25 protein-coding genes are annotated in these 24,998 nt (G+C 67.6%); 5 read left to right on the forward strand and 20 right to left on the reverse strand.

The genetic code is table 11. The annotated features are described in order from the left end of the window. Window positions 1–34 precede the first annotated feature (34 nt). The 3 genes from pstA to LT965_RS12240 are packed head-to-tail and all read right to left on the reverse strand — an operon-like array spanning window position 35 to window position 3,691. Window positions 35–1,675 carry a phosphate ABC transporter permease PstA gene (pstA, locus tag LT965_RS12230; RefSeq protein WP_232701083.1) on the reverse strand — a complete coding sequence of 547 codons (1,641 nt, stop codon included), beginning with the start codon at window positions 1,673–1,675 and terminating at the stop codon, window positions 35–37. Between the two features lies 1 nt (window position 1,676). Further along, window positions 1,677–2,636, reverse strand: coding sequence for a phosphate ABC transporter permease subunit PstC (gene pstC / locus LT965_RS12235; protein ID WP_232701084.1), 960 nt, complete (start codon window positions 2,634–2,636; stop codon window positions 1,677–1,679). Window positions 2,637–2,689: 53 nt separating this feature from the next. Further along, a complete protein-coding gene (locus tag LT965_RS12240; RefSeq protein ID WP_232701085.1) occupies window positions 2,690–3,691 on the reverse strand; it encodes a PstS family phosphate ABC transporter substrate-binding protein in 1,002 nt (333 codons plus the stop codon). A 228-nt stretch (window positions 3,692–3,919) separates the two neighbouring features. Here LT965_RS12240 and LT965_RS12245 point away from each other — a divergent pair, with 228 nt between their 5' ends. From LT965_RS12245 to aspS, 3 genes are all read left to right on the forward strand, one after another. Further along, entirely contained in the window at window positions 3,920–4,924 is a 1,005-nt protein-coding gene (locus LT965_RS12245) for a phosphate signaling complex PhoU family protein (protein WP_232701086.1), read from the forward strand. A gap of 58 nt (window positions 4,925–4,982) precedes the next feature. Further along, the gene (locus tag LT965_RS12250) at window positions 4,983–5,954 is read left to right on the forward strand and encodes a phosphoadenosine phosphosulfate reductase family protein (protein ID WP_232701087.1); all 972 of its coding nucleotides are present in this window, start codon (window positions 4,983–4,985) and stop codon (window positions 5,952–5,954) included. A 494-nt stretch (window positions 5,955–6,448) separates the two neighbouring features. After that, window positions 6,449–7,759, forward strand: a complete 1,311-nt coding sequence (gene aspS, locus LT965_RS12255) for an aspartate--tRNA(Asn) ligase (protein ID WP_232701088.1) — start codon at window positions 6,449–6,451, stop codon at window positions 7,757–7,759. Between the two features lie 43 nt (window positions 7,760–7,802). Here the strand turns inward: aspS and LT965_RS12260 are convergent, their stop codons facing one another. The 11 genes from LT965_RS12260 to LT965_RS12310 all read right to left on the reverse strand — a co-directional run bounded on the left by LT965_RS12260 (window position 7,803) and on the right by LT965_RS12310 (window position 17,366). Beyond that, complete coding sequence (locus LT965_RS12260; protein WP_232701089.1) at window positions 7,803–8,414, reverse strand: class I SAM-dependent methyltransferase; 612 nt, start codon at window positions 8,412–8,414, stop codon at window positions 7,803–7,805. A 154-nt stretch (window positions 8,415–8,568) separates the two neighbouring features. Continuing rightward, window positions 8,569–9,396 carry an aldo/keto reductase gene (locus LT965_RS12265; protein WP_232701090.1) on the reverse strand — a complete coding sequence of 276 codons (828 nt, stop codon included), beginning with the start codon at window positions 9,394–9,396 and terminating at the stop codon, window positions 8,569–8,571. A 51-nt stretch (window positions 9,397–9,447) separates the two neighbouring features. Then, on the reverse strand, window positions 9,448–10,236 hold the full coding sequence (locus LT965_RS12270) for an aldo/keto reductase (protein ID WP_232701091.1): 789 nt from the start codon (window positions 10,234–10,236) through the stop codon (window positions 9,448–9,450). A 40-nt stretch (window positions 10,237–10,276) separates the two neighbouring features. Then, window positions 10,277–11,509 (reverse strand): digeranylgeranylglycerophospholipid reductase, encoded by a 1,233-nt coding sequence (locus tag LT965_RS12275; protein ID WP_232701092.1) that lies wholly within the window; start codon window positions 11,507–11,509, stop codon window positions 10,277–10,279. A 244-nt stretch (window positions 11,510–11,753) separates the two neighbouring features. After that, window positions 11,754–12,827, reverse strand: coding sequence for a succinylglutamate desuccinylase/aspartoacylase family protein (locus LT965_RS12280; RefSeq protein WP_232701093.1), 1,074 nt, complete (start codon window positions 12,825–12,827; stop codon window positions 11,754–11,756). Between the two features lie 55 nt (window positions 12,828–12,882). After that, window positions 12,883–13,521, reverse strand: coding sequence for a 2'-5' RNA ligase family protein (locus tag LT965_RS12285; protein ID WP_232701094.1), 639 nt, complete (start codon window positions 13,519–13,521; stop codon window positions 12,883–12,885). 45 nt (window positions 13,522–13,566) lie between these two features. Then, window positions 13,567–13,818: a hypothetical protein gene (locus LT965_RS12290; RefSeq protein WP_232701095.1), complete on the reverse strand. Its 252-nt coding sequence runs from the start codon at window positions 13,816–13,818 to the stop codon at window positions 13,567–13,569. A gap of 173 nt (window positions 13,819–13,991) precedes the next feature. Beyond that, window positions 13,992–14,201, reverse strand: coding sequence for a helix-turn-helix transcriptional regulator (locus tag LT965_RS12295; protein WP_232701096.1), 210 nt, complete (start codon window positions 14,199–14,201; stop codon window positions 13,992–13,994). After that, window positions 14,198–14,614, reverse strand: a complete 417-nt coding sequence (locus LT965_RS12300; protein WP_232701097.1) for a DUF2178 domain-containing protein — start codon at window positions 14,612–14,614, stop codon at window positions 14,198–14,200. Before LT965_RS12300 ends, LT965_RS12295 begins: the two co-directional genes overlap by 4 nt. A 140-nt stretch (window positions 14,615–14,754) precedes the next feature. Then, window positions 14,755–15,624: a 2-oxoacid:ferredoxin oxidoreductase subunit beta gene (locus LT965_RS12305; RefSeq protein WP_232701098.1), complete on the reverse strand. Its 870-nt coding sequence runs from the start codon at window positions 15,622–15,624 to the stop codon at window positions 14,755–14,757. Further along, window positions 15,621–17,366 carry a 2-oxoacid:acceptor oxidoreductase subunit alpha gene (locus tag LT965_RS12310; protein ID WP_232701099.1) on the reverse strand — a complete coding sequence of 582 codons (1,746 nt, stop codon included), beginning with the start codon at window positions 17,364–17,366 and terminating at the stop codon, window positions 15,621–15,623. Before LT965_RS12310 ends, LT965_RS12305 begins: the two co-directional genes overlap by 4 nt. Before the next feature lie 270 nt (window positions 17,367–17,636). Here LT965_RS12310 and LT965_RS12315 point away from each other — a divergent pair, with 270 nt between their 5' ends. Further along, on the forward strand, window positions 17,637–18,278 hold the full coding sequence (locus LT965_RS12315; RefSeq protein WP_232701100.1) for an FAD-dependent oxidoreductase: 642 nt from the start codon (window positions 17,637–17,639) through the stop codon (window positions 18,276–18,278). 26 nt (window positions 18,279–18,304) lie between these two features. Here LT965_RS12315 and mce read toward each other — a convergent pair whose 3' ends face one another. From mce to LT965_RS12345, 6 genes are all read right to left on the reverse strand, one after another. Further along, the gene (gene mce / locus LT965_RS12320; RefSeq protein WP_232701101.1) at window positions 18,305–18,694 is read right to left on the reverse strand and encodes a methylmalonyl-CoA epimerase; all 390 of its coding nucleotides are present in this window, start codon (window positions 18,692–18,694) and stop codon (window positions 18,305–18,307) included. A 55-nt stretch (window positions 18,695–18,749) separates the two neighbouring features. Next, a complete protein-coding gene (locus tag LT965_RS12325; protein WP_232701102.1) occupies window positions 18,750–19,703 on the reverse strand; it encodes an oxidoreductase in 954 nt (317 codons plus the stop codon). An 88-nt stretch (window positions 19,704–19,791) separates the two neighbouring features. Further along, window positions 19,792–21,462, reverse strand: a complete 1,671-nt coding sequence (locus LT965_RS12330; protein ID WP_232701103.1) for an acyl-CoA mutase large subunit family protein — start codon at window positions 21,460–21,462, stop codon at window positions 19,792–19,794. Window positions 21,463–21,514: 52 nt separating this feature from the next. Next, complete coding sequence (locus tag LT965_RS12335) at window positions 21,515–22,570, reverse strand: S66 family peptidase (protein WP_232701104.1); 1,056 nt, start codon at window positions 22,568–22,570, stop codon at window positions 21,515–21,517. Between the two features lie 45 nt (window positions 22,571–22,615). Continuing rightward, window positions 22,616–23,182 (reverse strand): GNAT family N-acetyltransferase, encoded by a 567-nt coding sequence (locus LT965_RS12340; RefSeq protein WP_232701105.1) that lies wholly within the window; start codon window positions 23,180–23,182, stop codon window positions 22,616–22,618. Between the two features lie 92 nt (window positions 23,183–23,274). Continuing rightward, entirely contained in the window at window positions 23,275–23,937 is a 663-nt protein-coding gene (locus LT965_RS12345; RefSeq protein ID WP_232701106.1) for a preprotein translocase subunit SecD family protein, read from the reverse strand. Window positions 23,938–24,029: 92 nt separating this feature from the next. Between LT965_RS12345 and LT965_RS12350 the strand changes: the two genes are divergently transcribed. After that, window positions 24,030–24,998: a DUF7351 domain-containing protein gene (locus LT965_RS12350; protein ID WP_232701107.1), complete on the forward strand. Its 969-nt coding sequence runs from the start codon at window positions 24,030–24,032 to the stop codon at window positions 24,996–24,998.

A 24,998-nucleotide genomic window follows, 5' to 3' on the forward strand; every position in this document is an offset into this window, starting at 1 on the left:
CGGTGTCGGTGTCAGCGTTGTCGGTCATGCGTAATCACTCTCCGGTCTGGAACTTGTTCCGCAGCACGATCGCGATGGAGTTCATCGCCAGCAGGACGGCGACGAGCACCACGACGCCGGCCGGAACCACCTTCTCGTAGAACTCCGGTCCGGCGTAGAGGCTCGACCACGCGTACACCTGCAGGGGCATCGCGCTGGCCGCCTCCGAGATGCCGGTCGGGACCGAGAACTTGGTGTTGGGTGCGCCGATCATGATGAGCGGCGCCGTCTCGCCGATGGCGCGGCCGAGCGCGAGAATCGTCCCGGTGAGGATGCCTGAGAACGACCGCGGCAACACGACGGTCCTGACGGTCTGCCAGCGCGTCGCGCCCATGCCGAAGGACGCGGCGCGCATCTCCTCGGGCACCGCCCGGATGGCCTCCCGCGCGGAGATGATGACGATCGGGAGGATGAGCAGCCCCAGCGTCGCGCCGCCGATGAGCACCGTCCCGGGCGACTGGCCGAGGTAGGTGACGAACAGCGCGAGGCCGAGCAGCCCGTAGACGACCGACGGGACGCCCGCGAGGTTCGAGATGTTGACGTCGATGACGCGCGTGAACTTGTTGTCGGGCGCGTACTCTTCGAGGTAGACCGCGGCGCCGACGCCGACCGGGAACGAGAACACGGCGACGGTCAGCATCAGGAGGATGGAGCCGGCGATGGAGGGGTAGAAACCGGCCTCCTCGGCGGAGGAACTGTGCGGGCTGGTGAGGAACGCCCAGTCGATCCACGACTGGGGACCCGCGAACCCGAGCGCGTCGACGGCGATCGCGCCGACGAGCGCACCGACGACGACGGCCGCGGGCAGCAGCAGTCCGGCGCGCTCCGCCGGGCGGTTCACGGCGACGTTCACGGCGTACGCCAGCGGCAGGACGAGACCGACCGTGGCGACGACGGTGCCCGGAACCGGGTCGACGCCGACGAACGGTGCCACGACCCCGCCCGCGGCCGCCACCGCGAGGAAGGCGAGGGTGAGCAGGACGGTGGTACGTCGGCCGCGGTCGTGGGCGACGATTCGACCGCTGACGAAGGCGATGGGGAGGCCGAGGGTCCCAACGAGCATCAGCCACGGTGCAGGCGCGAAGGGGACGCCGGAGATGAGACCGAACAGGCCCGGAACGACCTGGATGTCGGTTACCGGGCCGGGGATACCGAACAGCGAGAGGTAGAACGCCGCCACGGTGACGACGAACTGCGCGGTGAAGGGGACACGGTGGTCGTACCTGACCACGGCGGCGGTGACCGCGGCGGGCACGGCGAGCGCGACGACGAACGCCAGCCACGTCAGCGGCGTGACGATGTCCACGAATATCATCGCGGCCCCGCCGCTGAACAGCAGCGAGACGACCACCAGTCCGATCGAGAGCGCGCCCGTGTTCAGGACGTCCTCGGGCTGGCGGTAGAGGTAGCCCGCGACTGCGAGCGTCGGCACGACCAGCGTCAGGAAGAACGTGAGGTGCCAGCCGGGGTCCGCCGTCAGCGGCTGGATGGCGTCGTTCGCGACGTAGGCGAGCAGGACGGTGACGAAGACGAGGCCGAACAGCGTCGCGCCCAGCAGGAGGTAGCGGAACACCACGCCCGTGGACCGGCTGACCCGGCCGAACCCCTCGGACTCCGTCTCTGTGTTCGTGGCCATCTCAGTACTCCTCCCGGTAGCGTTGTGCCACCACGTCGCTGACGATGTTCATCGCGAGCGTGATCACGAACAGCGTGATACCGATAGCGAACACGCTCTGCTGTGCGAGGCCGCCCCCGGTGACGTCGCCACCGATGAGTTTCACCATCGCCGCGGTCATCGGGAGCGCGCGTTCCGTGTAGGCCGCGGGGTTGATGAAGTTGAGCAACTGCGCGGTCGACCCGGACGCGATGGTGACGGCCATCGTCTCGCCGATGGCTCGCGAGAGCGCGAGGATGAACGAGGAGAAGATGCCCGAGAGCGCCGCCGGGACGACGACGCCGGTCGACACCTCGAACTTCGTCGCGCCCATCCCGTAGCCGGCCTGCCGGAGGTCCTCCGGGACCGCGGACATCGCGTCCTCGCTGATGGACGCGACCATTGGGATGATCATGATGCCGACGACGATGGCTGCCGACAGCATGTTGAACGTCCCGAGTCCGGGGACGTACGGCTGGAGCGCTGGCGTGATGTAGATGACGGCGAAGAAGCCGTAGACGACCGTCGGGATGCCCGCGAGAATCTCCAGACCCGGCTTCAGCAGCGACCGGACCCTGGGGCTGGCGTACTCGCTGAGGTAGATGGCGGTCCCGACGCCGAGAGGCAACGCGATGAGTGAGGACCCGATCATCACCATCAGCGTCGCCGTCACCAGCGGCAGCACGCCGAACTGCCCAGCGGTCGGTTGCCAGTTTGTCTTCGTCAGGAACTTCACGACGGACACCGTCTCTCCCTGGGCGCCGACCAGCGGGGCCGAGAACGAGAAGAACTTCGCGGCTTCCGTCGTGAGCAGCACCACGAGGCCGATCGTGGTGACGATCGACAGTGCTGCACAGAGGAAGAAGAACGTCCGCGAGAGCAACTCCGGGGGCGCGTTCTGGGTTCGACGTGTGAGGTCTTCCTCCAGGCTGTCGCCGCTCATTGCATTGAATCGGTCATGGTGTACGTATAACGTCTTCGTTAGCTGTCTCGCGGCTAGTTCCCTGCGTCCTCGATGGCGGTCTCTAGGGTGTCCATCTGGGCCTGCTGGTCCTCCTCACTCAGCGGGACGTAGCCGACGTCCTCGGCGACGATCTGCTCGCTCGTGGAGTTCTCCAGCCAGAAGCGCGCGAACTCCGCGACGTGCTCCTCGGAGAGCGAGGACTTCGAGGCGTACGTGAACAGCGGCCGGGAGAGCGGCTGGTACTCGCCGCTCCGTGCGGTCTCGAGGCTGGGTTCGACGGGTTCGCCGTCGCCGTCGTCGATGGCGAGCGCCTTCACGCGGTCCGTGTTCGTCGAGTAGTACGCGAACCCGAGGTACCCCATCGCGGACTGGGAGCCCTCGACGCCCTGGATGATGGTGCGGTCCTGCTCGGTGGCGGAGTAGTCCTGGCGGTGGCCGACCTCCGAGTCGCCGCTGTGGAGGATTGCCTCAATGAAGTAGTCGTACGTGCCGGAGGCGTCCGACGGGCCGTACAGTTCGAGGGGCTCGTCGGGCCACTCGGAGTTGACGTCGGCCCACGTCTCCGGCTGTTCCTCGGCCGACCAGATGGTCGCGAGGTCCTCGACGGTGATGCTGTCGATGTCGAGGTCGTTGTTGACGATGACCGTGAGGGCGTCGGTCGCGACGGTGAGCTCGACCGGCTCGACGTCGTTGCTCGCGCACTGCTCCTGTTCCGGTTCGCGGATGGCCCGGGAGGCGTTGTTGAAGTCGGTGTTGCCCGGGCAGAAGTGGTTCGCGAAGCCACCGCCGCTGCCGGTGGACTGGAGGTTGAAGCCGACCTCACCGTGGTCCGCCCGGAACTCCTCGGACATCGCCGTCGCGAGCGGGAAGACGGTGGAGCTCCCCGCGATGTCGATTGTGCCCGAGAGCCCGTCGCCCGAGCCGCCGCCCTCGGTGCTCTGGCAGCCGGCGATGGTTGCCGCCCCGACGGCTCCGAGCCCCGCGAGAACCTGACGGCGCGTGCGAACAGTCCGCTCCGGGTCGTTTCCTGTCATCACCAGAATCTCGGCACGACTCGAATAAGTACCCTACTATGATGGCTATATAGCCGTACCCATACAGACGTTCCCACCGTCATTTCGCCTGGAATACTGGGCTGGTATGGATGGCGTAAAACAAGTGCAGGGGGCCAGTGGGTGGGTTTATTGGCACCTATCCGTACTACCTGGCCAGTCTATATACAAGGGGAAGTGTTTATATTGTGCTGCCCGAAACGCCGAGACATGGAACGCAGGAAGGTCCAGGTCACGGGCGGATCGACGTTCACAGTGTCCATCCCCAAAGACTGGGCCCGAGAGCACGACGTCGAGGCGGGTGACGAGGTCGGCTTCCACCCCGACAGCGGGTCGCTACTGTTGACGCCCGTCACGGCAGGAGACGCGGACGAAGGGACCCTCGATATCTCGGGCATGGAGGGCGACGAACTCATGCGCGCCGTGATGACGATGTACGTCAGCGGCTTCGACGTGCTCGCGCTCGAAGCCGACCGCATCGACGCCGACCAGCGCCGCGTCATCCGGAACGCCACACAGGGGCTCGTCGGCCTCGAAGTGCTCGAGGAGACGAGCAACCGCGTCGTCATCCAGGACCTCCTGGACTCCTCGGAGCTCTCCATCCACAACGCGGTCAGGCGGATGCACCTCATCTCCGTCTCTATGCTCGGTGACGCGTTGCAGGCTCTCGGCGAGCGGGACCCCGACATCGCACAGGACGTCATGGAGCGCGACGACGACGTCGACCGCCTCTGGTACGTCGTCTCCCGCATCTACCGCGGCGCGCTGCGCTCCCCGAAGGTCGCACAGGAGATCGGCGTCTCCCGGGAGACGGCCTTCGACTACCACTCCAGTGCGCGACAGCTCGAACGCGTCGCCGACCACGCCGCGAAGATCGGCAGCGTCACCCAGGACCTCGACGCCGAGGTCCCGTCGGCGGTGATGGACGCGCTCCGCGACCTCGAGGCGGACGCCACCGAGATCATCCAGACCGCGATGGACGCGCTGTTCGCCGACGACCCGGAGGAAGCCACTCGACTCGCGAACAAGGCGCGAGCGGACGTCCGCGAGATCGACGAACACGCCCGGACTGTCGACGACCTCCTCCACGACCTCGACGCACGTCAGGCCCAGCACCTCGGCCTCGTCGTCGACTCGCTGTCCCGGAGCGCGGACTACGGCGGCAACATCGCCGAGACCGCACTCCAGAAGGCGGCACCTACCCCCGGCCCGTAGGGACGGTAGACGCGCCGAGAACCAAGGGCATATACGGAACGCCGTCGACACCGCACGTATGGGCGAGGCATTCCCAGACTACCTCGACGTCGACTACAGCGACGGTGAAGGGGAGTCCCCTGAGGACTACCCGACGTTGCAGGACAAGATCGAGAAGGCAATCGAGGTCACCCGACGGGGCCTCGAGGAGTACGAGAACCCCGCCATCATGTGGACCGGCGGGAAGGACTCGACGCTCACGCTGTACTTCGTGAAGGAAGTCGCCGAGCAGTTCGACCTCGAAGTGCCGCCGGCCATCTTCATCGACCACTTCCAGCACTTCGACGAACTCCACGACTTCGTCGACAAGTGGGCCGAGGAGTGGGACCTCGACGTCGTCTACGCGCAGAACACCGACATCGGCGACTACGTCGACGCCAACGGGCTCACCCCAGGCGACGACATCCCGATCGACGACCTCAACGAGCAGAACCAGCACCACGTCCGCGACCTCCTCGAGTACGAGGAGGACACGTTCCCGTTCCTGCTGGACACCTACGTCGGTAACCACCTCCTCAAGACCGTCGCGCTCAACAACGCCCTCGAGGAGTACGACGTCGACGGCATCCTCAGTGGTATCCGCTGGGACGAACAGGAGGCCCGCGCCGACGAGACGTTCTTCAGTCCGCGCCACGACCCCGACGTCTACCCGCCCCACGACCGCATCCAGCCGATCATCCAGTTCGACGAGGCCGCCGTGTGGGACGCCTTCTGGTACTACGTCGTCCCCGAGACGGTCGAAGACTACCCGGACGACGGCTACGTCCCCCAGAGCTACGACGACCTGCCGGAGGGCATCACCCACGAGGACATCCCCGTCTCCCCGAAGTACTTCAAGGGCTTCCGCTCGCTCGGCAGCGAAGTGTCGACGGACAAGTCCGCCGAGGAACCCGCCTGGCTGCAGGACCTCGACAACACCACCGAGCGCGCCGGCCGCGCCCAGGACAAGGAGGACCTGATGGAGCGCCTGCGCGACCTCGGCTACATGTAGTCCCTCTTTCCTGCGCTCTCTCGGGCGCTGACGCGCCCTCGTTCGCTGGGGAAAAGCTACGCTAAAACGCGCTCCTCCTTCCTTCCGCTCGATTCGCTCGCCTCGATCAGTCGTCGGCCCGTGCTCTCTCGCTTCGCTCACGCAGTGTCCTCACGAACGGAGTGAGCGAGGGCTCGGCAAGCTGTGCTTGCCGGTGAACAGCACGCTCCCTGCCATGCTGCTCCGCCGTCAGCGTTCCAGGCGACACCGTATTCAAAACTGCTATAAGCCGCAGGCGGTCAGTTGGATGCAGAGATGATAGCGGCGACGCGCCCACTTCGGTCGACGTCTCACTCGCAGTGGCGTCGCCGGTCGACCGGCCGCAGTGTCGCCGTCGTCACGAATAATGCGCCTGCGTGAGCAGGTGCAAAACAACTTCTATCGTCCGTTTCGACTGTCCGCCCCTCCTCAGGGGGCAGTATCGCGTCCGACTGCTCGCAGACACTCACACCAGCATGCTCGAACGAACCTACATCCACGACGTATCGCCCGACGACGACGGCAGCGAGACCACTATCGCCGGCCACGTGCACGAACTCCGCGACCTCGGCGGCATCCTCTTCGTGGTCGTCCGCGACCGCACCGGCCGCCTGCAGGTAGTGGTCAAGGAGGACGACACCCCGGAGGTCTTCGAGCGCGCCGAAGCGCTCTCCAGCGAGGACGTCGTGCAGGTGGTCGGCACGCTCGAAGCGACCGACCAGGCACCCGGCGGCGTCGAACTCGCGCCCGCGGAACTGACCGTGATCAACGAGGCCACCGGCGACCCGTCCATCGAGATCTCGAAAGACGTCGACGCCGACCTCTCGACGCGCCTCGACGAGCGACACCTCGACGTCCGGAAACCCGAGAGCCGCGCCGTCTTCTCGCTGCGCTCGAAAGCGATGCACGCGATGCAGTCGTGGTTCTACGACAACGAGTTCGAGGAGGTCGACACGCCGGAGCTGTCGACCGCCGGCGCGGAGGGCGGCGCGGACCTCTTCCCCGTCGTCTACTACGACGAGGAAGCGTACCTCTCCCAGAGCCCGCAGCTGTACAAGCAAATTCTCGTCGCGTCAGGCTTCGACCGACTCTTCGAGGTCGGACACGCGTTCCGCGCGGAGGACTTCGGCACCTCCCGGCACGTCTCCGAGATCGCGATGTTCGACGTGGAACTCGGCTACGTCGAGGACCACCACGACGTGATGGACGTCCAGGAGGAGTCCCTGCGACACACCATCGAGACCGTCGTCGAGGACGCGAGCCGGGAACTCGACGTCCTCGGCGTCGACCTCGCGGTCCCCGACGAGGACTTCCCGCGAGTCACCTTCGAGGAGGCTCGCGAGATCCTCCGCGAGGAGTACGACCACGTCCCCGAGGACGACACCGACCTCGACACGAAGGGCGAGCGCCTGCTCGGTGAGTACTTCGAGGAGCGCGGCCACCCCGCCGTCTTCGTCGTCGGCTACCCCGACGAGAAGTTCTACTACATGCAGGCGGTCCCCGGCGACGACGTCGCCTCCCGGAAGTTCGACCTCCTGTACCGCGGCCAGGAACTCTCCTCCGGCGGCCAGCGCGAACACGACGTCGAGCGCCTCCGGGAGACGATGACCGCACAGGGCGTCGACCCCCAGAACTTCGAGTTCTACCTCGAGGCGTTCCAGTACGGTGTCCCGCCCCACGGCGGCTACGGCCTGGGTATCGACCGCCTCGTCCAGCAACTCGCCGGCGTCGACAACGTCAAGGAGGCCATCCTGTTCCCGCGGGACCCCGACCGCCTCGAACCCTGAGGACGGCCGTCGTGGGCGGGAACCCACTCCGGTTCCGGCACGTTCAGCGACGCCGGAGGCCGACGAAGTGTGCGGGGTTCGAACTCCACCGGCGCTCGAACACCGCCTCGTAGGAGAAGACGACCGTCCAGCCGTCACCGAACCGGCGCCGGAGTTCGGCGGGCGTGAGCCCGTATACGGCGTCCGAGTTCCGGCGCACGTCGCCGAGCACGCAGTAGAGCCCGCCCCGTTCGACCACCGTCTCGAGTGCGCGAACGAACCTGTCGCGCTCCTCGTCCCCGAGCACGTGGAACATCGCGGAGTCCAGCACGGTCCGGAAGGAGAAGCCACGGTCTGCGAGGGCAGCGAGGTCGAGGGCGTCGAGCACGACGAACTGCGCGGGGATCCGCCGCCAGTGGGCCTTCTCGCGGGCTTGCGAGACGGCCAGCGACGAGAGGTCGACTCCGAGCACGTCGTACCCCTGGCGGGCGAGGTACAGCGTCAGTTCGCCGGTGCCACAGCCGACGTCGAGGACCGGACTCCGGACCAGTCCGGCGTCGGCCAGCTGGACGAACGCACTCTGGGGCCGTCCGATGTCCCAGTTGGGGACGCCGCTGTACGCCGCGTCGTAGACGTTCGAGATGGGGCGGCGGGGCCACGGGAGGACGCTGCTCACTGGGACCCCTCGGAGTCCGAGTCCGACATACGCCACTGTTCGGCCGGCCTGACAGTAACTGTTGACACCGCTCCGAACGGGTCGCGGGGGCTGTTCGAGGCGAGCCCCGGGGCAGTCTGCTACGCCGAAGAGAGAACGGGAGTTCCTGGAGCGCTCAGTTCCAGGGACCGAAGTCCGGGTCGACCTGCCGGTCGCGTCGGCCGACGCTGTCGATCTGCTCGACGTCCTCGTCGTCGAGTTCGACGTCGAGGCTGGCGAAGTTGTCCTCGATGTGGTCTGCGCCCGTGGCCTTCGGGATGGCCGTGGCGCCTTTCTCGCGGACCCACGCGAGGCTGACCTGTGCCTCGCTGACGCCGTGCTTCTCGGCGACGTTCTGGATCTCGGGGACGTCGAACACCTCGCCGCGAGCGAGCGGCGAGTACGCGACGAGTTCGACGTCGTTGCTCTGGGTGTACGCCTGGATGTCCTCCTGGGGGAGCAGCGGGTGGAACTCTACCTGATTCGCGAACGGGTGTTCGCCGAGGACGTCCCGGGCCTCGTCGAGGTGGCGGGGTTCGAAGTTGCTCACGCCGATGCGCTCGATCGCCCCCTCGTCGCGGAGCTCCGCGAACGCCGAGAGCGTCTCCTCGGGGTCGTACTGGTTGGCCGGCCAGTGGACGTACAGCAGGTCGAGGTAGTCCGTGCGGAGGCGGTCGAGGCTCTCCTCGGTCGTCTCGAGAACGTCGTCGTGTGCGAGGTTGCTCGTCCACACCTTCGTCGCGAGGAAGACGTCCTCCCGGTCGACGTCCGACTCGGCGATGCCGCGGCCGACCGCCTCCTCGTTGCGGTAGGCCTGGGCGGTGTCGACGTGCCGGTAGCCGTGGTCCAGGGCGGTGCGCACGCTCTCCGCGCACTGGCCGTGGTCCTCGTTCTGCCAGGTGCCGATGCCGAGTACGGGCATCCCGTTCGATAGCGGTGCGCGTCGCTCCGTGTCCTGTGCCATGGTCGTTGAAACGAGGGGCGTGCGGTTAGGGATTTGGGCTCCGGCGAGACCCTACCACGGTGCGAACTCGGGGTCGCCGAGGCGGCGGCGTTCCTCGATGCCGTCGATGCGCGCGAGGTCCGCGCCGTCGAGTTCGAGGTCGAGGCTCGCGTAGTTGTCACGGACGTGTTCGGGCGAGGACGCCTTCGGAACCGGCGTCACGCCAGCGGCCTGGTGCCACGCCAGCAGCGCCCGCGCCGGGCTGACGTCGTGGCGCGCTGCGACAGCCTCCACTTCCGGTCGGTCGAGCGCGAACCCGTGCATCAGGGGGTTGTACGCGAGCACGTCGAGGTCGCGGCCCGCGCAGTGCGCACAGAGGCCTGTCTGCGGCAGCAGTGGGTGACGCTCTAACTGGACCGCCTCGACGGGTGCGTCGCAGACGTCGAGCGCCTCGTCGACGAGTTCGGCCGTGAAGTTGCTGAGGCCGACGGCGTCGAGCAGGCCGTCGTCGTAGCACTCCGAGAGTGCGCCGAGCGTCTCCTCGGGGTCGTACGTGTTCGCCGGCCAGTGGACGTAGACGAGGTCGATGGTGTCGACGCCGAGGCGCTCGCGGCTCTCGCGTACCCCCTCGTGGACGGACTCGCTGTCCAGGCTGTCGTGCCAGAGCTTCGTCGCCACGGATACCTCCTCGCGGGGGACGTCGCTGCGTTCGAGGCCGTCGCCAACTGCGGCTTCGTTCTCGTAGAACTGCGCGGTGTCGACGTGTCGGTAGCCGACGTCGAGCGCGTTCTCGACGGCCCGTGTGCACTCCTCGCCGTGCAGTTTGAACGTGCCGAACCCGAGCGGTGGGAGGGCTGCCATCGCGCTACGGGTCAGCGCTCGACAGAAAAGGCCTTGTGGTCTACTCCGCGAGGCGTTGCTTCGCGAACCGCGCGAGCAACGGGAGGTCACTGACGTGGAACAGCTTCGCGAGCGAGCGCCACCCGCCCTCGTTGGCCTGGCTGAGCGTCTCCATGTCCGTGGCGTTGAGGTCCCGCATCAGCGTGTCGTAGCGCTCGTTCGGCGCGAGGTACAGCAGCTGGGTCATCGTCAGCCGGGTGCGCATGTCGGGTGCGACGCGGCTGTGCCACAGTTCGTCGTAGACGGCCATCGCGTCCGCGGACGTGTCCTGTTCGTTGCCCATCAGACAGCGGTCGGCGGTGATTGCGGCGGCGCGAGCGGACTCCATCCCCTTGTGGATGCCCTCGCCCCACAGCGGGTCGATGGTCGGCACGGTGTCGCCGATTGCCATGAAGTTGTCCGTGCTGAGACTGGCGGGCATCTGGATGTGGGCGGACCCGCGGTGTTGCTTGCCCTCGAGTTTCTCGGCGTTCTCGAAGCGCGGGTCGGAGTCGAGCCAGTAGTCTAGGTAGTCGTCGATGCCCATCCCCGAGTTCCCGAAGCGCTGGTAGCTCTCGTTCTGGATGTAGCAGAGGCCGACCTTCGCGGTGTCCTCGCCCGTGTGGAAGATCCAGGAGTAGCCGCCGGGCGCCAGGTCGTGGTCGAGGCGCAGCATCATCGCGTCGCTGAGGTCTGCGTAGTCCTCGTGGTCGACGTCGACACCCTCCATCTCCCACTCGACGCCGATGGCCTGGTGCTTGCGCTTGAGGTCGCAGACGCTGAGTTTCTTCGCCAGCGGCGCCGCCGGCCCCGTGGCGTCGACGACGATGTCCGCGTACAGTTCCTCGGAGCCGGCGTACTTGACGCCGACAATCTCCCCGTCCTCCAGGATGGGGTTGTTCACGCGGGCGTCGAAGCGGTACTCTGCGCCCTCGTCGCGGCCGTCGGCCACGAGGTAGCGCTTGAAGTCCGCGAACTCCAGGACGGCACCGGGCTGGTGCTGGACGAAGTGCTCGTTCGGGGACTCGAGGACGACCTCGTCGGTGTAGTGCATCACCACGTCGTCGGGAATCCCGAACGCGCCCGTCATCGACGCGAACGTGCCCGCCGTCGACTTGTTCGACTGCCGCGGGAACTCGTCCTCGGACTCGGTCTCGAGGACGACCACGTCGTAGTCCCGTCGGGCGAGATCTCGCGCGCACTGTGCTCCTGCCGGACCGGCGCCGGCGACGACGACGTCGTAATGCTCAGACATAGGAGAACTCCTCGGAGGGGTCGCTCGTGTGTGGGCCACGTCCTTCTCGGTCGGCTCGACGAACCGTCGGGTAGGCGGCCGCACCGGGGGTTGCGGGCCGACGGAGGCGGTGGATGGCTGCGCCCGTGGCCATAGTTACTCAATCTAAATCAGGTCAGAGATAAAAAACACGCGGGAACGTTCCTGACGCCCGCGAGAGGGCGTAATTGGGGGTCGCGGTGGCAGAACTGTCACCCGACCCCGGTCACTCGGCGTCCTCCCCATCACCCATCCACCGGAGGCCGAGGGAGCGGTAGCCGTCGAACTCGCCGCGCTCGATCTCCGCCTCGATCTCGGCGTGGGTCTCCGCGTCGATGCGCGCGAGGTGACAGAGCGGGTGGCCCGGCAGCGCCACCGGGTTCTCGAGGACGCCGACGAGAATCCCAGTGAACGGCGCCGTGACGACGTGCTCCTCGCTGCTGAAGTGGTCGCTGATAGTGCAGATGGTCTCGCCCTCGTGGACGAGCGGCGCCGGTCCCCACTCCATCTCCACGAGACCACCCGTGTCCGCCCGGAGCCACCGCTTCTCCTGGTCGCCTCCGAGGATCTTCTGCCAGTGAGGGTTCGCCCGCTCACCGTCAGGCCGCACACCGTACTCCGCGAGCACGCTCTCGACCCCGGCCTTCGCCTTCTCGATGAGCGGCCGCTGGAACCGGTGGGCCTTCCCCATCTCGACTGTGATCGTCGGGATGCCGTCGCCCGTCGCGACCGCGCGCAGCGACCCCCCGTCGCCCGCGCCGTTCAGAATCACGTTCGCGCCGAAGGACTCGGCCAGGCGCTCGACCTCGGAGTTCGACATGTCCGCGCGGACGTGGTACATGGTCGTCCGGTTCCGCGTGGACGTGTGGAGGTCGATTCCGAGGTCGGCCTGGCTGACGAACCGGCGGTACACCTCGTGAGCCATCCGCTCGGCAGTGTTCGAGCGCTCCCGGCCCGGGAACGACCGGTTGAGGTCCTGATCGTAGATGGGGATGTCACGCTGCTGGGCGAGGTAGCCCGGGACGTTGACGACGTGCAGGAAGACGAGCGTCCCGTGGAGGTCGCGCGGTTCGTAGCGGTCGGCGACCTCCTGGAGCACCTTCACGCCGTTCAGTTCGTCGCCGTGGACGCCAGCCGAGAGGAACACCGTCGGGCCGCCCGTGTCCCCGTTCACGACGGTCACCGGCATCTCCACGGGGTCGCCGAGGTACGTCTCCCCGATCTCGTAGCGGATGTGGCGTTTCTCCCCGGGGTCGACCTCGGCGTCGTACCGGAACGGTTCCGGCGCGGTGTCCGTCATGGCGCTCACCTCTCGAGCAGCGACGAAAAGTCCGGTGTTCCCCGCGCCCCTCGGGTCAGTCGGCCAGCGGGTACCGCGCCACCGTCTCGAAGTCGGGGAACCGCTCGTCGAGGTCGACCGCCACCAGTTCGACGTCCGTCACCCGAACCGACGGTACGTCCAGCGTCCGGTTCCCCTCCAGCCACGCGAGGAGGTCCTCGTACCCCTTCTGGGACCGGAACTGCGCGAGCGTGAGGTGGGGGACGTACCCCTCGTCGCGGTCGTGGACCTCGATGCCCTCGATACCACAGGCTCGCTCGTTCAGCCCCCTCAACGAACCACCGTCGTCCACCGCCGCGAACACCACGGACGGGAAGAGGTCCAGTCGCGGGAAGGTCACCTCGAACGCCGGCGCGTCCGCGAACGCCTCCCGCCCTGCCGCAGCGATGTCCGCCTCGTCACCCGCCGACAGTCGCTGGTCTGGGCCGACGTTCCCCGCCACCGTCACCGTCACGTGGAGGTAGCTCTGGGGGACCACGGCGAGACAGTCGAACTCCGCGAGCGCGTCCAGCGTCGGGCGCAACGCGTCGCGGACGGACTCGTCGTCGACGCGCGCGAGGAAGACGAGGTGGCGACCGCCGTTCTGGTCGTCCACGTCCATCTCGGTCGTCGGCTCAGGCGTCAGCTCGTGACGCTCGTCCCAGTAGCCTGTCACGTGCGGGACGACGGGGGACAGCGTAGTAAGGATGGGGGTCGGGGTTCAGCGGTCGCGGCCTTCGAGACGCACTGCGAGTACGAGCAGGACGTAGACGACCGCGAGGGTGACCGGTAACAGTGCGAGCGCCTGGTAGAAGTCGCCGAACGGGAGGCGTTCGGCGATTTCGCGGGAGAGCACGACGCTGGTCGCGCCCACGAACAGGGCGCTCCACGCCGACACCGAGTCCATCAGCCGATCGAGTCGCGCGTCTATCGGGTTCTGCTGGCGGTCACTGGGTGTGCACTCGGTGGTCATGTGTGGGCTGGGTCGTCGCTGGCTGGCGGTTCGGCGTGTCGGTTCTGGCTGTGTCGGGTTCGGGTCATGGCTTGCACGAGACGCGAGGTGTAAAGCGAGCTTTACAGTAAAGTATGCTTTACACGTCCACCTAAATCTATCGGTGAGGACGAATTCGGCAGTGTACGTTCCTTTCAGTCGCTGTCATCGTCGAGTTCCGGGTCGAACAGCTCCTCGATGCGACAGTCGAACTGCCGCGCGAGCTTGAACGCGAGTTCGATCGAGGGGTCGTAGCGGTCGCGCTCGATGGCGTTGATGGTCTGGCGCGTGACGCCGACGGCGGCCGCGAGGTCAGCCTGACTCAGCCCCGCTTCCTCCCTGTGGGCGCGGACGTCGTTCTTCATCGGCGGTACCGGACGACGGTGTACACGATTCCGTACAGTACGAACAGCGCGGATAGCGCGACGAACCCGCCCCAGACGCGGTCCGGGACGTCGACGGCTGCGGTGTTCTCCGCGACGACGAGTGTCGTCATCGTGAGCAACCCGACGACGGCCGCAATCTGGAGCGTCAGATAGCTCGCGCGGCGCTCTAACGCGGCGTCACGCTCGTCGAACAGGTCTACGGACGTCCCCTTCCAGACGCCGACGAACCCGAGGATGCCGACCCAGTAGACGGCAAGGCCGACCAGGGGGTAGCCGAACTCGCCCGCCGCGACGAACCCGCCGACGCCGACCAGTATCGACCCGTACATCAGCCGCCGGTAGCGGCGGATTCGCGCCAGTTTGTTCCGGCCACTCGCGTTCGCTCTGCTCATACACGGGGCTCTCTCGCGCACCACTGTAAAACGTACTTTCCACCGAGGTTGGCGGGAGAGACCAGCATCGGCGCGCGGACCGCGCCGTGAGCAGAGAGCGGTGCGCGCTTTGCGCGCACCCGACGAAATAAGAAGGTCCGTTAGTAGAACTCGCGGACGAGGTCCGTCGCGCCGTCGGGGGCGCCGTCCGGAATCTCGGCCATGTTCTCCGTGACGCCGTGGGCCTCGTGGTACGGGACGGAGTCCTCGTTCTGGTAGAGGATGCCCATGTATTCCTTGTCGGCCTCGAGGATGGCGTCCTTGGCCTGGTTGTAGTCCGTCGGGTCGTAGTCGTCCTCCTCGGAGAGGTCGACGAGGCTGTCCCGGAAGTAGTCGTACGTGTCCACGTCGTTGAACGTGACACACGGACTGAAGCAGTTCACGAGACTGAAGCCGTCGTGCTCGATGGCCTCCTGGACGATCTCCGTGTGACGCATCGCGTCCGAGGAGAAGCTCTGGGCGATGAACGATCCGCCGGCCGCCATCGCGAGCGCGAGCGGGTTGACCGGGGGCTGCTTCGGCCCCTCTGGGGTCGTCGCCGTCTCGAAGTCCGGTCGGCTGGTCGGGGACGCCTGGCCCTTGGTGAGGCCGTAGATGCGGTTGTCCATCACGACGTACGTGATGTCGACGTTCCGGCGAACGGCGTGGACGAAGTGGCCCGCGCCGATGGAGTAGCCGTCGCCGTCGCCGCCCGCGACCATCACTTCGAGGTCCGGGTTGGCGAGTTTGACGCCGGTGCCCACCGGGAGCGCGCGGCCGTGGACGCCGTGGAGGGCGTACGACCGCATGTACGTCCCGATCTTGCCGGAACAACCGATACCCGCGACGACGAACGTGTCGTCGGGCGAGTTACCGGTCTCGGCGAGTGCTTTCATCATCCCGTTCATGGTGCCGAAGTCGCCACAGCCGGGACACCACGTGGGCTGCTTGTCGGACTTGAAGTCGGTGAATCGGACGTTCTCTGAGCTCATGCTAGGGTCTCCTTGATCTCGGCGGCGAGTTCGTCTGCCTTGAAGTCGACGCCGTCGTACTTGTTGATGCGCTCGACGCGCTCGAGGACGTCGTGTTCGACGACGTCTGCGAACTGGCCGGTCGCGTTGGCTTCGACGACTACGACGTCCTCTGCGGCCTTGACCTCGTCGCTGAGGTCGGGGCGCGGGAAGATGTACGGCACCGAGATGACGCGGACGTTCACGCCGTCCTCGTCGAGGTAGTCGAGCGCCTCGACGAGCGTCCCCTCGTTCGACCCCCACGAGATGACGAGGCTGTCGGCCTCGCTGTCGCCGAACTCGCGGTAGTCGAAGTTCTCCTGCTCGATGGCAGTGTCGACCTTGCGGTAGCGCTTGTCGACCTGCTCGACGCGGACGTCCGTGTCCTCGGTCCGGCGCCCGAGCTCGTCGTGCTCGAGGCCCGTGGACATGTGGACGCCGCCCTTCGTGCCGGGGAGCGCGCGCGGACTGACACCGTCGGCCGTGACGGCGTGTGGCTGGAACTGTTCTTTCTCGTTCTGCCAGGCCGAGATGTCGCCCTCGTCGACGAGCTTCCCGCGGTCGACTTCGACCTCGTCCATGTCGAACTCGTCCGGTTCGTAGGTGCGCTCGGTGACCGCCATCGAGAGGTCGGCGGTGAGGTACACCGGCACCTGGTACTTCTCCGCGAGGTTGAACGCCTCGACGGTCTTGTGGAAACACTCCGCGACGGAGGTGGGCGCGACGACGAAGCGCGGAATCTCGCCGTGGCCGCCCTTCAGCATCATGTTCAGGTCGCCCTGCTCCTGCTTGGTCGGCATCCCCGTGGAGGGACCCGAGCGCATCACGTTCGTGATGACCAGCGGCGTCTCGCTGGTGGCGACGAGCCCGAACGTCTCGGCCATCAGGTCGATACCCGGGCCGGACGTCGCGGTCATCGAGCGAGCCCCGGCGCGGGCGGCGCCGAGCGCGAGGTTGATGGCCGCGAGTTCGTCCTCTGCCTGGACGACGTGGCCGCCGAACTGCTCGATGCGGCCGGTGAGGTACTCCATCACGTCGGTCGCGGGCGTGATGGGGTAGCCGGCGTAGAACCGGCAGCCAGCGGCGATGGCGCCCATGCCGATGGCCTCGTCGCCGTTCAGCAGGACGTAGTCGTTGTCGGTCGTGTCCAGCGAGTAGCGGGGGCCCTCCTCTGCGAAGTGCTCCTCGACGTACTCGGAGCCGAGGCGGGCGGCCTGTTTGTTGTTCTCGACGATGCTCTCCCCCTTGTTGCCGAAGCGCTTCTCGAGGGACTCGTCGAGGTTCTCGATGGGGAAGTCGGCGACGGCGCAGACGGCGCCGAGCGCGACCACGTTGCGCATGATGGCGCCGCCGGCGTCCTCCGCCAGCGACTTCAGCGGGACGTCGAGACCGGTCACGTCTTCGGGCGCCTCGAAGTCCGAGAACTCCGTGCGTTCCCCGTCGTAGATGATGACGGAGTCCTCGTGGAGTTCGTCGAGATTCTCGTCGACGGTGCGCTCTGTGAGCGCGATGAGGATGTCGAGGCGGTCGACCACGCTCTGTACCTGGTCGACCGACGTTCGGACCTTGTACGCCGTGTAGCCACCCCGGATGCGAGAGGCGAAGTCCTTCGAGGTGAACACGTGCCGGCCGGCGCGCGAGAGCGCCTGTGCGAAGATCTTGCCGGTCGAAGCGATTCCATCGCCGGCCTCGCCGCCGATGGCCCAGTTCAGGTCGTCGTGCATGTACTAGCGGCTTGCCGCGCCGCGAGCAAAAAGGCTTCTGAAGCCGCATTCGGCGTCCAAACCGGGGAAGCACACCTGCTCTCCCCGAGAACTGGACGTTCGTCCAGTACTGCTGGTTCGAGTAGCTCTATCGGCGCCACGAGCCTCCAGTTCCGCCTGTCTGTCTACCACGAGTTCCGAACGGCGAACGGGGTCGCGTGACGGAGTGGGCGAGCGTGCGTGCACGGATCGGAAGCCAATCCATTTGAACCGCGAACGCGAACGCTGAGCATGGACGAGACTGCAGTCGCCGTGCGCGAAGTCCGCGAGGTGGGGCCGGACACGGTCGCACTGACCTTCGCGGCGCCGGCGGAGTTCGCGGCGGAACCGGGACAGTTCGTGCGGATGCTCGCGGAGTTCGACGGCGAGGAGGAGGGGCGCTACTACACGCTGTCCTCGCCGACCGTCGAGGGGACGTTCGAGGTCACCGTCGGCGTCGACCCCGAGGGAGCACTCGGACCGTGGCTCGCCGACCGCGAACCCGGCGACGAGGTCCGCATCGAGGGCCCGTACGGCGACGACTACTACGAGGGCGAGGAGTCGATCGTCCTGCTCGCGGGCGGTCCCGGCGTCGGCCCCGCCATCGGCATTGCGGAACGAGCGATCAGCGAGGGCGCTGAGGTCACGCTCGTCTACCGGGACGACGAACCGGTCCACGAGGAGCGCCTCTCCGCGCTCTCCGTCGGTGGTGCGCGAGTCGTGTTCGTCACTGGCGACCTCTCGGATGCCGTCCAGTCCGTCGCGGACCGTCCGGACGCAGCGGCGTTCGTCTACGGCTTCGCGGGCTTCTGCGAGGAGGCGGTCGACGCGCTCGACGACGCGGGCTTCGACACCGAGGGCGCGAAGGTCGAGAGCTTCGGCCCCGCGCCGTAACCGAGTCGCGCCGAAAGTCTCACTCCTCAGTGTTCGACGAACTCCACGAGCGCGCCGCCCGTCGACTTCGGGTGCAGGAACGCGACGTCGTGGCCCCAGGCGCCCGGCCGCGGTTTCTCGTCGATGAGGTCGACCCCAGCCTCGCGAGCGGTTTCGAGGGCGGCGGCGATGTCGTCGGTCGCGAGCGCGACGTGGTGGATGCCCCCGCCGCGGTTCTCCAGGTACCGGCCGATGGTCGTCCCCTCTTCGACGGGTTCGAGCAGTTCGAAGTAGCCCTCGCCGTCGAGTTCGAGGAAGACGACGCGGAGGCCGTCGAACGTCTCCTCGTGGACGAGTGGCGCGTCGAACAACTCGGTGTACAGGTCGGCGAGGCCGCTGGCGTCGTCGGTGGCGACGCCGACGTGGTCTACGTGCATACCCGTCCGGAGACGGCGGCCGGCCATCAAGGCTGCGGCGAGCGGCCGCGGACGCCTAGTGGGTCGCAGTGGGGGTCGGCAGGTCGAACTGCACGCCGGTGAGGTCCTCGGAGACGTCCCAGAGTGGCCGTGCGACGTCGCGGTCGTACGACCGGTCGCTGGAGGACTGCTCGGTCGGGTGGCCGCGCATGTTCAGCAGGCCGCCGGGACCGACGTACTCGCCGCCGTCGACGTCGGGGTGGGTGGCGGCGTACAGCATCGGCCACGCGCCGCGTTCGGCGCTCTGGGCGAAGACGGCGTTCGCGACCTGCATCCCGAACAGGCGGAGGCGCGAGCCGGCCTGCTCCGGGCCCCGGCGCTGGAGGTTCGTGTCGGCGTACCCCGGGTGGCAGGCGACGCTCGCCACGCTCGCGTTCGCGGCGCGGAGTCGCCGGTCGAGTTCGTACGCGAACAGCACGTTCGCGAGTTTCGACTGCGCGTACGCCGCCCACTTGTCGTAGTCCGCCTCGCTCTGGAGGTCCTCGAAGTCGATGCGGCCGCGTTCGTGGACGCCACTCGACTGCGTGACGACGCGGGTCTGCCCGTTCGTCCGCCGGAGTGTATCGAGCAGGCCCGCGGTGAGCGCGACGTGCCCGAGGTGGTTCACGCCGAACTGCGTCTCGAAGTCGTCGGCGGTCTCCGAGCGCGGAATCGCCATGACGCCGGCGTTGTTGCAGAGCACGTGGATCGCGTCGAACTCGGTCCGGTACCACTCCGCGAACGCCCGCACCGAGTCGAGATCCGCGAGGTCGAGTTCGGCGACGGTGAGCGACGCACCCGCGTACTCGTCCGCGACGGCTCGTTTGGCTTCCTGCCCGCGCTCTGTGCTCCGGACGGCCAGTACGACGTGCGCGCCGGCGGCGGCGAACGCCCGCGTCGCCTCGAAGCCGACGCCGCTGTTCGCGCCAGTCACGACGACCTGCCGGCCGGCCTGCGAGGGCATCTGTTCGGGGGTCCAGTCGGTACTCATGGTTCTCCGTTCGTGACCGAGTGACAAAGTTCCGGGGCGTTCCGGTGTGTGTCGCCGCGACCGCGGCGGGACTGGCTCGGACCGCCGCTCAGGGACGGTGTTCGCCGAAGACGTCGCGGAGCGTGTTGCAGATCTCGCCGACGCTGGCGTACGCCTTCACGGCGTCCACGATGTAGGGCATCAGGTTCTCGTCGCTCTCTGCGGCGTCCCGGAGCGCCGCAAGCGCGTCCTCCACGGCCGCCTCGTCGCGGTCGTCCTTGACGGCCTCCAGGCCGTTCACCTTGCGCTGTTCGTCCTCCTCGGTGACCTCCTCGATGTCGACTTCGGCCTCCTCGTCGACCTGGAACTCGTTGACCCCGACGATGACGCGGTCCTTCTCCTCGACCTCCTCCTGGCGCTCGAAGGCGACGTCCTGGATCTGGCGCTGGACCCACTGGTCCTCGACGGCCTGGCGCATCCCGCCCTGCTGTTCGACCTCGTCGATGAGGTCCAGTGCCTTTGCCTCGACGTCGTCGGTCAGCGATTCGACGTAGTAGGAGCCCGCGAGCGGGTCGATGGTGTCGGCCGCGCCGGACTCGTGGGCGAGGATCTGCTGGGTGCGCAGCGCGGTCCGCACGGAGTCCTCCGTGGGAATCGAGAGCGCCTCGTCCTTCCCGTTCGTGTGGAGGCTCTGCGTCCCGCCGAGGACGGCCGCGAGCGCCTGGTAGGCCACGCGGACGATGTTGTTGTCGATCTGCTGAGCGGTGAGCGTCGACCCCGCGGTCTGCGTGTGGAACTTCAGCTGCTTGCTCTTCGGGCTCTCGGCGCCGAAGCGCTCCTCCATGATCGTCGCCCACATGCGACGGGCGGCGCGGAACTTCGCGACCTCCTCGAGGATGTTGTTGTGGGCGTTGAAGAAGAAGGAGAGCTGTGGCGCGAACTCGTCGACGTCGAGGCCGGCGTCGAGGGCGGTCTCGACGTACTCGATGCCGTCGGCGAGCGTGAACGCGATCTCCTGGGCGGCGGTCGCACCAGCCTCGCGGATGTGGTAGCCGGAGATGGAGATGGTGTTGAACTTCGGCGTCTCGTCGGCGCAGAACTCGAAGATGTCCGTGATGACGCGCATCGAGGGCTCCGGCGGGAAGATGTAGGTGTTGCGCGCGACGTACTCCTTGAGGATGTCGTTCTGGATGGTACCCCGGAGCTCCTCGCGGTCGACGCCCTGCTTGTCCCCCACGGCGATGTACATCGCGAGCAGCACGCTGGCGGGGGCGTTGATGGTCATCGACGTCGACACCTCGTCCAGCGGGATCCCCTTAAACACCCGCTCGAAGTCCGCGAGCGTGTCGATGGCGACCCCCGACTTGCCGACCTCACCCTGGGCCATCGTGGCGTCTGAGTCGTAGCCCATCTGGGTCGGCAGGTCGAACGCCATCGACAGCCCGGTCTGGCCCTGGTCGAGCAGGTAGTGGAACCGCTCGTTGGTTTCGTCGGGCGTCCCGAAGCCGGCGTACTGCCGCATCGTCCACAGCCGACCCCGATACATCGTGGGGTAGGGACCCCGTGTGTAGGGCTCCTCGCCCGGGAACCCGAGGTCCTCCTCGTAGTCGAGTTCCGAGACGTCCTCGGGCGTGTAGAGGCGGTCGACCGGCTGGCCGCCGGTGTCCGTCGTGAACTGTTCCTGGCGCTCGCCGAACCGGTCGAGCGTGGGTCCGAGCGTGTCGGCCTCCCACTCCTCCCGGGACTCGCGGATGCGCTCGAGGTCCTCGGAATCGTACATTACCTAGGCGAACGGGGAGCGTCGTCTTAATGCTTGTACGTTCGTCGGAATATCACCGGACGACGACTCGCTCCGTCTCGGGGTCGATCTCGACCTCCCGGCCGATCGGCATCGGGGCGACCGGGTTCGTGTGCCCCCAATCGAGGCCACACACCACGGGCGCGTCAGGGTTGTAGCGCCCGACCCACTCGACGACGGCGTCGTAGACCTCTTCGCGGTAGCGTTCGCGGTCGCCGCCCGGCGGGCCGGCTGCGTAGCTCCGGGTCGGCGGGCGCCCGACGAGTACGCCGTCGAAGCGCTCCAGTAGCCCGCGTTCGCCCATCGCCATCAGGCTCCCGCCGACCATCGTCGGCGACGGGAGGTCCTGGGCCGTCTCGACGCAGAGCACGGCACCGTCGAGGCGTTCGAGGTCGGGGAGGTGGCGCTCGCTGGCGAGGTGCCAGTCGATGATGGCGCGGCAACCGCCCCAGAGCCGACCGGTCACGACCTCGTCGCCGCCAGCCCACCGCCACCCGGGGTTGGGTTCGTACTCCGGGCGTTCGCCGAGCAGACACGGGTCCGACCACCAGTGGCTCGGCTCGTCCGTCCACTCGTCGCTGGCTTCCAGTTCGCCCCCGGGGTCCTCGAAGAACACCCGCCGGCAGTAGTGTTCGGTGTACTCGGGGACGCCGCCGGGAGTCGCGATCTCGTTCAGGAGCTGACCGCCGTTGAACGACACGACGCCGTGCTTCCAGAGGTAGAGCCCGAGGTTCGTGTTGTCGCTCATCCCGTAGAACCGCGTCGCCTGCTCGCGGAGCACGTCCGCGTCGAGGTGCTTCAGCACCCGTAACTGGTCGGCGCCGCCGATGGTCGCGAATATTCCCTCGATCTCCGGGTCGCGGAACGCGGCGTGGAGGTCGGCGGCGCGCGCTCGCGGATTGTCGGCGAGGAACTCGTCGCCCTGCCGGGCCGTCGGGTACACCACGGGCTCGAGGTCGAAGACGTCCCGGAGGCGGTCGAGGGCGAGTTCGAGCAGGTGCGGTGCGTTCCGAGCACCACCGGAGGACGGTGCGACGACGGCGACGCTGTCGCCGGGTTCCATCGGTGGCGGCGTGACGAACTCCGTCATACCACGCCGGTCACCCGCCGCGCTCAAAAGCCTTCGCGGGCCGTGTCACTTGCTCCCGGTGTCGTACTTGTACGTCGCCGAGTCCGGGTCGATCCCGAAGTCCTCGGGGGTCTCCGGGTCGTCGGTGCCCTCCTCGTCGGAGAACCGTCGCCGGAGTCGGAGCGGAATCGCGAACTCCTCGAAGTCGAGGTGGAACGGCTCCGCGTTCGGCCGGTAGTCGCGGACGGCGTCGAGTCGCGCGGGGAGCGGCTCGGGGAGGTCCTCGGCGTCCACGCGCTCGAAGCCGAACTGCGAGAGGTAGTCGCCCTCGTCGGAGAGCGCGTACGCCCCCTCGAAGCCCTGTTCGCGGGCTTCGTCCATGAGGAACTCCAGGAGCCGTGCACCGACGCCCTGGCCGCGGTACTCCTCCAGGACGCCGATGTTCGTGAACTCGCAGACCGGTTCCCCGGCGTCGTGGGCGCGGAGTCGAGCGAACCCGGCGCGCTCCCGGGTGTCGTCCTCGATCGCGAGCACGTAGTCTCGCGAGCGGAACGCCGGGTCCTCGAACCCGTACTCGTCGAGGCGGTCGAGCAGCCACACCTCCTCGTGTTTCTTGGCGTCCCGTGCTTGCATCACACCTGGTTGTTGGACCGGGGTGGGGAAAAGGGTTTGCGGACCGGTATATCTCGGGAGCGCCAGGAGGAGTGTCGTCACCAGGCCCGCCGTCAGTGCCTACGACTGACCACGGTACCCACTGCGACTGCGAGCAGCGCCACGAGGAGGCCGAACCCGGGGACGTCGGCGGCCGACGTGTCGCTGTCGGCGAGGTCCGTCGTCGTCTCGCCGGACTCCACTGTCGTCTCCGTCGACTCCGGCGTCTCCGACGTCCGGGTCGTCTCCGGGGGCGTCCAGCCGAACGCTCGCGCGGCGCGTTCCGCCGTCGTCTCGTTCTGTGTCACGAAGACGAACTGCGGGTTCGCCTCGAACGACCCCGACTCGATGGCGTCGGCGAGGCCCGCGCCGAGGCTGTAGGCGCTGACCACCTCGCCGTCGACGACGGTGAGCAGGCAGTACCCCTGGTCGTTGCGTTCCGCGTCGGCCCGACACGACTGGACGCCCTCGTCGGTGAACCCGGCGTCGACGAGCGTGTCGGTGAACGACGCGGCGCCAGAGTCGGTGAGCGTCACCGGGACCTGCCAGCCGGTCTCCCCTCTCTCGGGTGCGCCGGCGCGCTCGACGTCCGACGGCGTGACCACTGGCTCTTCGACCATCTCGCCATCGCTGGGGTACCGCGCGACGACTTCCGCGCTCGGGTCGGCTGCCGGGGTGCCAGCGACGCTGGCGGCGGCGAGCAGGAGGACGACGACTGCGAGGGGGACGCGTCTCATGTCGAGTTGTGGCGTCGACGGATACCAAAAGTTCCCGGGTCGATTCTCTCGCGGGGCAACTGTTTACTCGCCGCGTCTGAAACTGGCCGGCGATGACGAGTGACGAGGACCCCGCGCCAGACGCGGCGTACGCTCCCGGCGAGCAGATCCTCCCGGGGTGGCCGAGCGGCCCGGAGGTGGACGCAGACGTCGAGGGCGACGAGTCCGCGTTCGCGCTGGTCGGCAACGAGATCCGCGCCGCCATTATCCGGACGCTCGGCGACGAGCGCGGCCAGGAGGGACCGCGTCCCATCCTCTCGTTCTCGGAGCTCCACGACGCCGTCGACGTGGACGTGGTCTCCAGCCAGTTCAACTACCACCTCCAGCGACTCGTCGGCAGCTTCGTCGACCAGACCGAGGACGGCTACCGCCTCAAACCGGTCGGGTCCACGCTGTACCGAACGATTCGGGCAGGGACGTTCACCGGCGACGCGTCGTTCGGTCCGGTGGACGTCGGCTTCGACTGTCACCACTGCGGTGCCCCCGCGGAGGGCGTCTACGGCGACGGCATGTTCACCGTGCAGTGCCGGGGCTGTGAGACGCTGTTCGACCTGGTGCTCGCGCCGCCGGAGACCCTCGACCCCGGCGACGAACCGGAGCTACTGGACCGCCTGAACCAGTACACGCGCCACCGGCGCCTGGCGTTCCAGCGCGGGGTTTGTCCCACCTGCGTGAACCGCCTGGACACCAGACTCATCGACGGCGAGGCGTCGCCGTTCACCGACTACGAGCACCGCACGGTCTCCGTCCACCAGTCCTGCGGGCACTGTGGCGCCCAGATGTACGTCGGCGTCGGCGAAGCACTCCTCTACGACCCGGCCGTCGTCTCGTTCTGCTATGAGCGCGGCCGCGACGTCACCAGCGAACCCGTCTGGCACCTCGAGTTCGCGATGACCGACCGCTTCGTCACGGTGCGCTCGCGGGACCCCTGGGAGGTGGCACTCGCCGTCGAGTTCGACGGCGACACGCTCGAACTCGTCGTGGACGGCGACTTGAACGTCGTCGAACGCAACTACTCGTAG

This window comes from Halobacterium wangiae (assembly GCF_021249345.1).
Lineage (GTDB): Archaea > Halobacteriota > Halobacteria > Halobacteriales > Halobacteriaceae > Halobacterium > Halobacterium wangiae.